This is a genomic window from Bacillus sp. 3255 (genome assembly GCF_031456485.1).
GTDB lineage: Bacteria > Bacillota > Bacilli > Paenibacillales > NBRC-103111 > Paenibacillus_E.
Genome location: NZ_JAVDUS010000004.1, coordinates 288,463 through 300,965 on the forward strand (window position 1 = coordinate 288,463; position 12,503 = coordinate 300,965).

Consider the following 12,503-nt stretch of genomic DNA (forward strand, 5'->3'; position numbering starts at 1 on the left):
TTATGCCGAAAAATGAAGATCAATTAAATCTGGAGTATGATCGTGAAGACAACCGTGCAGATTCTAAAAACCATCAGCAGAACGACGCTAGCATCCTCGAAGAGAAGCAAGAGTTAACGAATAACACGGCTGCTGACTATGTGCCAAGCTTAAACGGAATTTCCAAGAATAAAGTGTAACGGCGGGCTGCTTTCCTCATCATGAAGATGGGGGAGCGGCTTTTTCAATTTTCAACAGAAGCTTGCATATCTTCGCTATTTTGTTTGGCGATATGGCTCATATTCCCATTCCGTGTTATATATAGGTAGTGACTCATAATTTGACGAATGGAGTGATTGGATTGAGAATCGCCACGCAATTGTATACGCTTCGCAGTTATTTGAAAACGCCGCAGGACATCGGTGAAAGCTTAAAAAAAGTAAAGCAGATGGGCTACAGCGCGGTACAAGCTTCCGGTGTGGGACCCATCGACATTCACGAATTTAAAGCGCTTACCGAGCAGGAAGGCTTGACGATCTGCGCGACGCACGTCGGTTACAATGAGTTGTTGAACGAAATGGATCAAGTGATCGAAAAGCATAGAGCCTGGAATTGCAAATATGTCGGGTTAGGCGGGCTGCCGCAGGATTTTCGCGTGAGCTCCCAAGGGTATGCGGCATTCGCCAAGCAAGCTTCCGAATTCGGAAGGCAGCTCAAAAGCGCCGGCTTGCAATTCATTTATCATAACCATGATTTCGAGTTCGCCAAATATGACGGAAAAACGGGCATGGACATTTTATTCGAAATGTCGGACCCCGAATCGGTCGATTTCGAGTTGGATGTCTACTGGGTACAAGCCGGCGGCGCCGATCCGATCGAATGGATTCGCAAGATGGACGGGCGCATGAAAGTCGTTCATTTCAAAGACATGATTGTAACCCCGGACCGGGTTCAACGCTTCGCCGAGATCGGGGAAGGCAATATGAATTTCCAAGGCATCATTCAAGCATGCCAGGAGATCGGCGTCGAATGGGCTGCCGTCGAACAAGACGACTGTTATGAGCGCAATCCGTTCGAGAGCTTGGAGCTCAGCTTTGCCAACCTAGCCAAGCTAGGTCTGAAATAGGCTGCATACATAGAAGGAAGAGAACCGATCCACGGGAAACCCGCGGTTAGGTTCTCTTTTTTTATCGCTCGTTCCGAAGTTTATTATCGTCTGAAAAGTATTTTAATTACTTTTAGCTTGCAACTTATTAAAAATTAGTTATAATAAAAGATGTAATAGCAATTGTAATAAAAAAAATTACAGAATGTGAGAGTGAAACCATGGCAACAGTACTTTACATTACAGCACATCCGAATGATCCACAAACTTCTTTTAGCTTGGCAGTGGGTAAGGAATTTATCGAAGCATACCGGGAAGCCAACCCAGGCGACGAAGTGATTCATGTTGACCTCTTCAAATCCAACATCCCACAAATCGATGCCGACGTATTCAGCGGTTGGGGAAAACTGCAATCCGGCGCTGCATTCGATACGCTTACAGCAGATGAGCAAGCGAAAGTTGCCCGTCTTGGTCAAATCGTAGATCAATATGTAGCTGCTGACAAGTACGTTTACGTTTCTCCAATGTGGAACTTCTCGTTCCCTCCAGTATTGAAAGCATACGTAGATGCGATCTGCGCAGCCGGCAAAACATTCAAATATACAGCTGAAGGTCCAGTTGGTTTGCTGACAGACAAGAAAGCTTTCCACATCCAAGCATCCGGCGGCGTTTACTCCGAAGGTCCTGCTGCAGGCTTCGAGAGCGGTCACAGCTACTTGGCCAAAATCATGCAATTCCACGGCGTACCTAGCTTCGAAGGCCTCTTCGTTGAAGGTATGGCAGCTGCTCCGGACAAAGCCGGCGAAATTAAAGCAAACGCAATCGTAAAAGCGAAAGAAGCTGCAAAACGCTTCTAAACATATAAAGACCGTTATAGCCAATTTATTGGCAGTAACGGTCTTTATCAATAAAAAAGACTTCAATCACCGCAGAGAGGGAAGGTGACTGGAGTCTTTTTGTTTGACTTTATTTCATCAATTAACGTTGAAATCCTTGCATTTGTTGCTCGGCGATTTGCACCAATCTTTTCGTAATGTTACCACCAATAGAGCCAGCATCGCGTGTTGCGAGATTTCCATTGTACCCGTTTGGTTGAAGCGGAACTCCCAGTTGTTGTGCTACTTCAAATTTCAATTGATTCAAAGCTGCTTTTGCTTGTGGAACAACCAATGTGTTATTGTTTGCCATGGAAAAAATCACTCCTTTTCTTGGTGTAATCATATCATGTGGAGGGAAAGGAACGTTTATACATTCATTTGAAAATATTTTTTTATTCCATGAATCGATTGGCGTCCCGCATGAAATCATGGCACCCGAGCATCATAAACGTATAAAACCGCTGCCATTTGCATGTCTCATTCTAACTATGATGCTGGCAACGATTGTTAAGGAACTGAGTACACTGACGTCACTTCCATTTTGGCATTGTAAGCAACCGCATACCATGGGTCGGCCGCCAGATCAGGCGGTACGTCGATCTCCAGTTCCCAAGGGGCCTCATAACTGACGCCAAGCCGTTGATTGCCTTGATATAGGGCGATGGCAAATGGAGGTTCGCCTTGCTCATTCGCAAGCTTGGGATACATCAGCACGGTTTGTTTGCCGGCCGGCAAAGAACGTTCCGAATAGGGCGTATAACGGTATTGGATCGGGTCCGAGCCCGGATCGACCTGGCTCAGAAACCAGTCCGATGCAATCAGTCTTTGATAGAGCCCGTCGATATAGGGATTCTCGCCGATGTCGTATACATAGTCGCCGTTCGTTCGCACCGCCTGCGCGCGGCTGAAGTTGAAATAGGTGATCGCTTTAACCTGGGGAAACAATCTCGGCAGCAGACCATACATATAGCCCAACTGGCCCTCGGCCCAGCTCCAGTACGTTTGGTTCGTCGGCAAATAGGTGTGAGCGATAGCGCCTTCCGAAATCATAATCGGTTTATGACTGTAACGGTCATAAAGCGGTGCGAATGTATCGATGACGGTGCTGTCCAACTTCTCTTGGCCGGATGAGAACGGTGTATTGTATAAGGAGAAACCCACCCAGTCGACATAGGCGTCTCCCGGATAATAGTCGTCAATCGTGTTCGCCGGCGAGAAGTTGGGAGACCAGACCATCGCCACGTTGGGCGCTTCCTCCGCCATAATATCGTGAATAAGCCGGAATTTCTCTATATATGTCTCAGGATCGCCATGCCAGGGCACCCAAGCGCCGTTCATTTCCGATGCATAACGCAGAAAGATTGGAATGCCGGAAGCTTTGGCCTCGCGGGCGAAGCGGCGGACATACTCGTCATCCTTCACATCGTCCAAGCCGTAACGCGGTTCCCAGCCGATCTGAAGCGCACCGCCTAATGCTTTGACGCGATCGGCGGTCCTGGCGGGGAAATAAGTGTTCGTATCAGTCTGTAATTTGCGCCAGCCGACGTAGGCCAAGTACAGCGCATGTCTGCGCCCGTAGACGTCTTCAATCTTCGTCACGTCATAGCCGACTCTGCGATCTGCTCCCAGCATGCCGATATATACGCCGGATTCCGGCTCGAATTTCGCCAAAGCGGCATCCGGGGAATTGGCCGGCGAGGGAGTGCGGAGATACAACGCCATCTGCTTGGAAGGCGACGGGCTCTCCGGCCAAGCCGCGGAAGATGGAGGGGCCGCAGGCACCCCCGCGGTATAGGCCGCAATCCGATTCCGGAACGCAGAGGCCGCTTCCGTGTGTCCGGCTTGCAGAGCTTTCTTCTCCTGGCTGTTCCAATACGCCAGGATGTCCGGCACTTGCGGCCGCGCAGAAGCGGCTAAGGATGTGGAGAGAGCCTGCTCTGACGCTGTCACCGGCCGGCTGTTCTTATCCATTCCCGAACTCTGGATGAAGACGGTGACGGCCATGCAGCCAGCCAAGCCGAGCAGGGCTCCGAATGTCCATCTAACCTTGTTGCGCATTAGGCTCGTTCCTCTCACAGAAAATTGAATACATCACAACTATTGTATTCGTTCCTCTGTGACAGGGTCAATTCAAGCCGTTTCTAGTGCTCTATTAGATTAATGAGGGGCACTTCTTGTTCCAGTTCCTGCTCATCTAGGGAGTAGACCATCGCGGTATCATTTTTCTCATCGATGGCTTGGATGTAAACGGGAACTTCATTGTAGGTGACATACACCATATCTGGTGATGCGGCGATTTGTAATGCTCTTGATTTGTCCACGGTGTTTCACTCCTTCTTGTTTATGTAGAGACGGTCTTAGCTTGTTCGCTTAGTGAAAATTTTATTTTCCCGTGCCCGAAACAGGTGGAGGCGAATGAAGATCAAAAAAAGAGAAAGGCGCTCAAAATTGTGCAAATGGATCGAGAAACCTCGATTCAATATAGTCTCAAGCACAAAAAAATGTTCTATAGACGTAGTCACTCCTTCCGTACTAGAGTTAACGCAGCGGCCGGTTTTCCAAGTAACGATCGCAGGAGAACAAGGTTGAAGTTCACATGATGAGCAAAGGGGATGGTAATCTGCTGGAATTGCTGTAAGTCAGCTTGATCTTCTCTCGAATTGCAAACGGTTACAAGATTGTGGACAATAAGGAAAAGTGTAAGGGCTGCCTGTACCAAGTACATACTTTACGCAAACTGAAGGAGTGAAATGAAAACGTGTTACCAACCAGACCATTGCGCAGACCTTTGCGAAAATTCGTTGCCGTACTGCTTGCCTGTCTCCTATGCCTCCCGAATGGGGCGTATGCTTCAGCAGCTGAGGCCGCTGTTGATCCGGTCGCCGGGAACAATGGGATTATGCTCGACAATGTGTATGCTACCGATTTTGGCGATACGGCAGTGCTTGAACCTGTCAATTGGGGATTTGCAACGGCTAATGCGACCGTTTCCATTAATACCTATGATTTGGCTGGAAACACAACGCCGAAGTTGCAGTTTACCCAAACGAATCAAAGTGGAGGTCGGGTGGCGACCAAAAACTTCGACACTTCCGTGAAAGGAAGCCAGATTCTTGTCCAATTCGATTGGTATCCGGGCAAGGTGAACGATAAAAACGCCAGCAACCCGAGTGAAAACGGCGGTGAGCTCCGGGTTCTCGACAGCACCGGTAATACGGTGTTTACTTTGAACAATACGAATAATGCGCCTTTGCAATATTTTGCAGGCAAGCAGCCTGCGGCGAGCACTAGTTTTGCCAATCCCCAAACGTGGTATTCGGCAGGCATTCTGTTTGACGTTGAGAATAATGCTGTCATTTTGAAGCTAACTGACCAAGCAACCGGAACCTCGCAAACGTATACTTCGTCGTTGAATGGAGTTGCGTTTGACGGTTCTGTCGCCTCGGTCAAATTAGTGGGCATGCGGACATCCGGCAACAATATTACTTGGACTACGTATCTGGACAATTTCGGCGTCTATCATCAGCCAATTCCGGAGAATCGAATTACCAAGGTGGATAAATTACCGTATCATACGGTTTATGTCGGTCAAACATCGGCGGACATCGCTTCCATCGGTTTACCGTCTACCGTTAAAGTAACGCTTGCCAACAATAGCAAAGTGGATGTACCCGTAAGCGAATGGATCAATGTCGGGAAACCTTGGAATGCCCAACAAACCGGTGTTTATGAGTTCAAAGGCGTGCTGGCAGTGCCGGCGAGTCTGGAGAACGGTTTTGACCGGTTTGCAACGAACTATGTATATAACCGTCTCACGCCGCCGACCACGGCTAGACAAACGGATTGGTTGGATAGAGGGGTTATTGCGTTAAAAGCGGAGGATGGCATCTTCGTAAGCTGGCGTTTGCTGGCGGATGAATATCAGGAGGACGTAACTTTCAATCTGTACCGCAACGGACAGAAATTGAATGCGGCACCGCTGTCGATCACGAACTTCACGGACACAGCCGGTGTTCCGGGCGATAGCTACAAAGTGGAAACGCTCGTTCAAGGGAAATCGGATTCGAAAGAAAGCACGACAGCTTCGGCTCATGATTATTTGTCCATTCCGATGCAAAAGCCGGAGGGAGGAACTACAGCTACAGGCAGCTACACATATAGCGTAAATGACTCCGGCGTTGGGGATTTGGACGGTGACGGAGAACTCGAGGTTGTCGTCAAATGGTATCCTTCCAATGCGATCGACAGCTCGCAAACCGGCATGACGGGGCCAACGATTTTCGACGCGTATAAATTGGATGGCACCCTGTTATGGCGCATGAACATGGGACTCAATCTGACGTCAGGCGCGCATTATCATCAATTTCTAATCGCTGATTTCGATGGGGACGGCAGAAGCGAATTCTTGATCAAAACGGCGGACGCTACGACCGTTTATGGGACGACTGACGGCAAGTTCGATAGCAGCAAAGTGATAAGTATTATCGGCAATGCTGCTGACAATGGCAAATGGGTGAATGAAAGCGGCCATATATTCGGCGGTCCCGAGTATATATCCATCTTCAATGGGAAAAACGGCCACGTCATCGATACGATCGATTATGCGTTTCCGTTAGGGGATGTTGCCTCTTGGGGAGATACGTGGCATAACCGTTCCGACCGCTTCCTTGCAGGGCTCGCTTACTTAGATGGCGTGACCCCGAGTGCCGTATACGGCCGGGGGTATTATGAGCGTACGACCTATGTGGCTTATCATCTCGATCACGGCAAGCTCCATGAGCAGTGGACCTTCGATTCCGCCCAGGCGGGAAGAGGCGGAGGCTTAGGGTTCCATAACTTGGCCACGGCGGATGTCGATAATGACGGTTATGATGAAATTATTGCAGGTTCGTTAACGCTGGATCAAGACGGCACCATTCTGTACGCGATGGATGGCGAGATGCAGCGCGAGCAGGGATCGCATGGCGACGCGCTTCATGTCGGCGCATTCGATCCGGCGCGCGAAGGGCTTCAAGTGATGGCCGTTCATGAAGTTCCGGCCGTAGCATCCGTGGAGCTCCACGATGCGGCAACCGGGGAAACCTTGATGGCCTATAACGGCTATGTGGATACGGGGCGCGGTTTGGCGGCCAATATTACATCCGGAGCCGGTTACGAATTTTGGGGAACGGCAGGCTCCAATGCAGCCGCAGGCGGAGGCATATACAACGTGCAAGGTCAGGTTGTTGCCGACAGCTTCCGAACGGCAGGCCTTTCCGTGAATTTCGCACTATTGTGGGATGGAGATTTACTGACGGAGCTGCTCGATAATACTTCCATCACGAAATATAACCAGAGTACGAAAAAGGCGGAGACGTTACGCAGCTTTGACGGTGTAGTCAGCAATAACGGAACGAAGGCCACACCGACGCTGCAGGGGGATATCATTGGCGACTGGCGGGAAGAGGTACTGCTGCCGACGACCGACAGCTCGGAGCTGCGGATTTACAGTACGACGATTCCGACGGAGTACAGACTTTATACATTGATGCACGACCCTGTCTACCGGAACGGGATCGCTTGGCAAAATACGGCTTACAATCAGCCGCCGCACCTGGGCTTCTATCTGGGCGAGGACATTAGAGAAACCGTTCTGGCTGGAGAGCTGCGCGCGCCTCAAGTGATTTATTCGAAAAAATCGCAACATGTGAAAGTGAAAGAACCTAAGGATCCAAAGGACCCCAAGAACCCGAAAGATCCAAAGGACCCGAAAGACCCGAGAAATTGAGATCAGTCCTTCTCGTCAGCAAATAGCTGGCTGAAAACCTATTCTCGCTCGCAAAAAGGAGTTAAGCCGTTCGTATGCTTAGCTCCTTTTTTATACGTGTCTCCCAAAAAACGTGTGCCCGAAAATTATTGTTCCTCTACGAATTCCACGACGGCCAAGCAGGTGCAGCCCCGAAAGGTGTGCGCTCAAAGAACTGTTCCTTTACGCAGACGGCCTCTCTGCACTAAAGTTGATCCTGTACAGAGCCGCACCAGTTGGATGAAGCTGAAGGAAAGGAACGGTGTTACTTTCATGAAGGAAGCAGAGCGATTGGCAGAGCACAATGTGAAAGCGATAACAAACCGCAGATACAGACTTGGCGTAATCGGTCTCGGCGAGGGCCGCAGCATTCTTTCCGCCGCATTGCAAAGTGATCGTTGGGAATTAGTCCAGGTATGCGACATTAACGAAGAGATGTGCAAGACACGCAGCGAAGAATTCGGATTTACGAGGTATACGCTCCATTATGAGGACATGCTGAATGATCCATCTATCGAAGTTATCGCGATCTATACCCCGGATCAGCTTCACGGCCGGCATATTCGCATGGCGCTGGAAGCAGGCAAGCACGTGATTGTAACGAAGCCGCTGCTTCACTCGCTTGATGAAGCCCAGGAGCTGCTCAACGTGTGGAAAGCATCCGGCAAACAGGTGTTTGTCGGGCAGAGCTCGCGCTTTTTCGAGCCGATGATCCATCAGCGCAGCGACTTTCTGGCGGGCCGCCACGGCGAAGTCGATACGGTGGAAACCTACTACATATCGGATTCCCGCTGGTTTCTGCAAAAGGATTGGAGCCGTCAAAAAGGGTTCAGCTGGCTGTACAATTTCATGATTCATGCCGTCGATCTCGCCAAATGGTATTTGCCGGACATCGAGGAAGTGTTCGGGTACGGACATTCCAGCAGCAGCAACAAGGCTTACGGTCTGACTGTTCCGGATACGATGAGATTCGTCATGAAAGACGCCGAAGGCCGGATCGCCCAAGTGTCGGGCTCTTACACGAAGCCTTCCATCAAGCATGTGGATCCCGGGATCAGCTGTACGCTTAGGGGAACGAAGGGAACGAGCCGGGCCGTATACTCCAAGCTGCTGTACCATACGCACTTCCCGCCGGAGCAGCCGGTTACGCATTCGTACGAGGAGAAATTCCCGTATTATTTCCGTTTCGAAGGGGCAAGCCATCATGCCGGCGAGTATCAGAATTATATCGAATATTTCGCGGAGTGCCTGGATCGCGGAGATACGCCGAAGCCGGATTTGATGGAAGGGATCCATACGATTGCCCTGCTGACGGCGATGGAGAGAAGTATGGAGACTGGCCTTCCGGTGAAGGTGCAGCAAATTTTGGAGGCGTATTCGTTACCAGGAGGATCCGACAGTGCTATCTAACTTAGAAATGGAGCTTATTGAACAGCTGACCGCCAAAGGGCAGACGGCGGATCAAAAGCTGGAAACGGCACGACGTATGATGGATACGCTTACGGTCGAACAATTGGAGACATCCGCTTCGCACATTAACCGGTACCAGCAGCAGCTGCCGAATCCGGAAGATACGTATTGGTTCTCTCTGCAGGAGGTCAAAAAGCTTATGCAGAATGAGGCCAACCGGAGGAAAATCGCCAAATTGGGCTTAACTTACTCCAATGGCGAGCCTGCGGCGATGAGCGGAGCGGAGCTCGCGTCCATGTTGAAGAGCAATGTCCGCTTCAAGAGCACGGACGGGATCAAAGACGAAGCTTTGAAGCTGCGGGAGGAAGACCGGGCTTGGTGGCATGATGCCAAGCTGGGGATGTTCGTTCATTGGGGGGCGTATTCGATTCTCGGACGCGGCGAATGGGTCATGCACCACGAACAAATTCCGGAGGAGACGTACCGGGAAATCGCGATGTCGCTGCATCCGCAGTCGTTCGATGCGAACAACTGGGTCGCTTTGGCGAAGAGCGCCGGAATGCATTATATGGTGATGGTTTCCCGCCATCATGACGGCTTCGCCCTCTGGGATAGTCCCGGCAGCTATCGAAGCTTCACTACGATGCAGGCGTCGGCAGGGCGGGATTTTATCAGGGAATACACGGAAGCTGCACACCGGCACGGGATTCGGGCCGGCGTCTATTACTCTCCGATGGATTGGCGGTTTCCGGGCTATTTCGATCCGGTGGAGCAGTATGATAGCGCGCTGCGAATGAAACAGCAGCTGTATGATCAAGTCGCGGAGCTCATGACAAACTACGGTCAGATCGATATTTTATGGTATGACGGATCTTGGTTGTCGCACAAAGGGTCGGATGCCGGCGGCGCTTGGCTATGGGAGCCGGTGAAGTTGAATCGCATGGTCAGATCGCATAACCCGAAAGTCGTCATTAACGAACGTTCCGGTTGGGAAGGTGATTTCAGCTGTGATGAAGGTCCGCACGACATTCGTGGCGGCATCATCCCGTTCCCGTGGGAGAAAAATTTCAGTGTCGGCGGATCGTGGGCATGGCAGCCGGGCAATAAAGCGATGCCGTTCGAGAAGGTGATGGACTTAATCCTGAACGTATTCGTCCGCGGGGGCAATGCGCTGCTGAATGTAACGCCGGATCAAGACGGCATCGTCCCGGAGGATCAAGTGCAGCTGTTCAAGCGCATCGGCGAGTGGATGAGCGCGCATGGGGAAAGCATTTATGGTACACGGGGAGGCCCGTTCCAACCGCTTGACGACGTCTATGGCGCTACATACAAAGACAATATCGTTTATGTGCACATTCTCGATCCCGAAGCGTTCGAACGAGTGAAGCTCCCGGCTCTTGACCGGCAGGTGATTGCCTGCCAAACGCTTTCGGGCAGCGCAATCCCGTTTGAACAAGACGATGACGGAATTGTAATCCGGGTACCCGGGGATGTTTGCGAACGGATCGATACGATTGTTAAGCTTACGTTAAACGCGCCTGTCGAGAAGATTTTACCTAATTAAAATGAAGCGAACGCAGCCGATCAACTTATGTTGATCGGTTTTCTTGTTCGATCCGATCTACAGCGCCGGAAAACAGGTAGGAACTTTTAACTCCTCAGTATGTGCGAAATGCAGTATAATAAAGAAAATAATGGCATGAAAAGCATTTGGTGACGGTTCGTTCACCGGATGGATGTGAAAGTAAGGGGGAGCTATGTCAATAAGCCTTGACCGCAGGAAAGCCATCCCGTTAACGCTCATCCTGTTCGCGATCACGATGCTTGCCGGATGCAGCCGAGGCGTTTGGACGCAGCAAGAGACCGAGAAGCCTGTGACGGATCCGTCCGCCATGCGCATTACCGTCGTGAATCAAAGCAAATATGCGCCGATACAGAATGAGAACTTGTTCGTTGCAGAAATAGAAAAGCGCTTTCAAATGAAGTGGGAGTACCGTTCGATTCCGATTACATCCGGCATGGATAAATTCAATGTCATGTTCGCTTCCGGCCAAATACCGGATCTCGTGCTCACGATGAACAATTTCTCCGCGGTCAAAAACTGGGCCGATGCCGGCTACTTGCTCCCGATCGGTGACTATATCGACCGTCTGCCCCATTACCGCCAATTATTCAATGAAGAAGAGTGGAAGGATATTCAAGACTTCGCCGCCATACGCGGCAAGCTGTATATGCTCCCTTCGAAAATAGACGTCAAAGATCCGATGGCCTGGATTTACCGGAAGGACGCCTTCGAACGCGCGGGAATTACGGAATTCCCGAGAACGACGGAAGCTTTCTACGCAAGCCTGTTAAAGATCAAAGCGGCGAATCCTTCGTTCGAAGGCATCGGTGTTCGGGGCGGCCCGAATGCAACGGGCATCAAATCGCTGCTCGCCGGATTCCAGCATGCTTTCCGGCTGCCTCCCGATTTCGGCGGTGTGGACGGGTGGACCGGCTTCTGGAACGATCCGGACGAACAGAACCGGCTCGTCTTCGCACCGGCTACGACCAAGCAGCGGGATATGCTGGTATATCTGGCCAAGATGTACAGAGAGGGCTTGATCGAGAAAGAATTTGCCACCTTATCGGAGGAGCAGTGGGCGCAGAAGCGAAGGAACGGCCGCAATTTGATCGATTTCCAATGGGCGAGCCAAGTGGTCGACCTGCAGAAAGCGGACCCTGGAGCGAACTGGGACTATTCGCATTATCACCTGCAAGCCTACGAGAAGCCGGGACTTGAGTTTCGCTCCGTATCCGTAAGTCTGTACGGACCGTTGTTCAGCAGCAAGCTCGCGAAGGACGAGGCGAAACTGAACCGGATCCTCGCTTATATCGACTGGGCGGCAACGGACGAGGGCAGGCTCTTTCATATGATGGGCAAGGAGAATGTGACTTACCGGATCACGGACGGCGAAGTCCGGTACAAGGCTGGCGAGGATCGGAGGAAAGTCGCTTCGGAGTACGGCTTTGACTGGTTTCTAAGCAAAAGCCCGGCGGCGCTTGCGACGGACGAACCGGCGAGGAAAGCGAACGAAGCCTGGCAGGTGTATCAGAAGCTTCCGTATGTCGAACCGAGGAATGCGCCGCTGTCGGATCAAGATTGGGAAACGATGGCCATCTACATGAGCACCGTACAGGAGGTCGTCAACCGGTTCGCGACCAAAGCCGTCATGGGGCTCGAAGATGTAACGAAGGACAGCGTTTGGCAAGAATATTTGAATGAATTAGATAAAGCAGGCTTGCAGCAGATGCTAACCATATTTCAGAAATATTGGAAGTAAGCCGGCTCTCGGATCGTCTCTGA

At 50.9% G+C, this 12,503-nt stretch carries 10 protein-coding genes; 7 read left to right on the plus strand and 3 right to left on the minus strand.

The window, feature by feature from the left end; all coding sequences use genetic code 11:
- Positions 1-2: 2 nt before the first annotated feature.
- The 3 genes from J2X61_RS08190 (at position 3) to J2X61_RS08200 (ending at position 1,941) form a co-directional block, all read left to right on the plus strand.
- On the plus strand, positions 3-179 hold the full coding sequence (locus tag J2X61_RS08190; protein WP_274468801.1) for a hypothetical protein: 177 nt from the start codon (positions 3-5) through the stop codon (positions 177-179).
- Positions 180-340: 161 nt separating this feature from the next.
- Positions 341-1,105 (plus strand): sugar phosphate isomerase/epimerase family protein, encoded by a 765-nt coding sequence (locus J2X61_RS08195; RefSeq protein ID WP_396135413.1) that lies wholly within the window; start codon positions 341-343, stop codon positions 1,103-1,105.
- A gap of 200 nt (positions 1,106-1,305) precedes the next feature.
- Positions 1,306-1,941, plus strand: coding sequence for an FMN-dependent NADH-azoreductase (locus J2X61_RS08200; protein ID WP_310187199.1), 636 nt, complete (start codon positions 1,306-1,308; stop codon positions 1,939-1,941).
- A gap of 121 nt (positions 1,942-2,062) precedes the next feature.
- Here the strand turns inward: J2X61_RS08200 and J2X61_RS08205 are convergent, their stop codons facing one another.
- The 3 genes from J2X61_RS08205 to J2X61_RS08215 form a co-directional block, all read right to left on the minus strand.
- Positions 2,063-2,272 carry an alpha/beta-type small acid-soluble spore protein gene (locus tag J2X61_RS08205; RefSeq protein WP_274468804.1) on the minus strand — a complete coding sequence of 70 codons (210 nt, stop codon included), beginning with the start codon at positions 2,270-2,272 and terminating at the stop codon, positions 2,063-2,065.
- A 197-nt stretch (positions 2,273-2,469) separates the two neighbouring features.
- Positions 2,470-4,020, minus strand: coding sequence for a glycoside hydrolase family 26 protein (locus tag J2X61_RS08210; protein WP_274468805.1), 1,551 nt, complete (start codon positions 4,018-4,020; stop codon positions 2,470-2,472).
- Between the two features lie 83 nt (positions 4,021-4,103).
- Positions 4,104-4,283, minus strand: coding sequence for an H-type small acid-soluble spore protein (locus J2X61_RS08215; protein WP_274468806.1), 180 nt, complete (start codon positions 4,281-4,283; stop codon positions 4,104-4,106).
- A 437-nt stretch (positions 4,284-4,720) separates the two neighbouring features.
- Between J2X61_RS08215 and J2X61_RS08220 the strand changes: the two genes are divergently transcribed.
- From J2X61_RS08220 to J2X61_RS08235, 4 genes are all read left to right on the plus strand, one after another.
- The gene (locus J2X61_RS08220) at positions 4,721-7,729 is read left to right on the plus strand and encodes a rhamnogalacturonan lyase family protein (RefSeq protein ID WP_310187206.1); all 3,009 of its coding nucleotides are present in this window, start codon (positions 4,721-4,723) and stop codon (positions 7,727-7,729) included.
- 291 nt (positions 7,730-8,020) lie between these two features.
- The gene (locus J2X61_RS08225) at positions 8,021-9,157 is read left to right on the plus strand and encodes a Gfo/Idh/MocA family protein (protein ID WP_310187209.1); all 1,137 of its coding nucleotides are present in this window, start codon (positions 8,021-8,023) and stop codon (positions 9,155-9,157) included.
- Positions 9,147-10,721 (plus strand): alpha-L-fucosidase, encoded by a 1,575-nt coding sequence (locus J2X61_RS08230; protein WP_310187211.1) that lies wholly within the window; start codon positions 9,147-9,149, stop codon positions 10,719-10,721. Before J2X61_RS08225 ends, J2X61_RS08230 begins: the two co-directional genes overlap by 11 nt.
- 193 nt (positions 10,722-10,914) lie before the next feature.
- The gene (locus J2X61_RS08235; protein WP_310187213.1) at positions 10,915-12,480 is read left to right on the plus strand and encodes an extracellular solute-binding protein; all 1,566 of its coding nucleotides are present in this window, start codon (positions 10,915-10,917) and stop codon (positions 12,478-12,480) included.
- Positions 12,481-12,503: the final 23 nt, after the last annotated feature.

What these genes read in the sequence shown, in the direction of transcription:
- J2X61_RS08190 (WP_274468801.1), top strand. Translation starts at nt 3, where the DNA reads ATGCCGAAAAATGAAGATCAATTAAATCTGGAGTATGATCGTGAAGAC.
- J2X61_RS08200 (WP_310187199.1), top strand. Translation starts at nt 1,306, where the DNA reads ATGGCAACAGTACTTTACATTACAGCACATCCGAATGATCCACAAACT.
- J2X61_RS08205 (WP_274468804.1), bottom strand. Translation starts at nt 2,272, where the DNA reads ATGGCAAACAATAACACATTGGTTGTTCCACAAGCAAAAGCAGCTTTG.
- J2X61_RS08210 (WP_274468805.1), bottom strand. Translation starts at nt 4,020, where the DNA reads ATGCGCAACAAGGTTAGATGGACATTCGGAGCCCTGCTCGGCTTGGCT.
- J2X61_RS08225 (WP_310187209.1), top strand. Translation starts at nt 8,021, where the DNA reads ATGAAGGAAGCAGAGCGATTGGCAGAGCACAATGTGAAAGCGATAACA.
- J2X61_RS08235 (WP_310187213.1), top strand. Translation starts at nt 10,915, where the DNA reads ATGTCAATAAGCCTTGACCGCAGGAAAGCCATCCCGTTAACGCTCATC.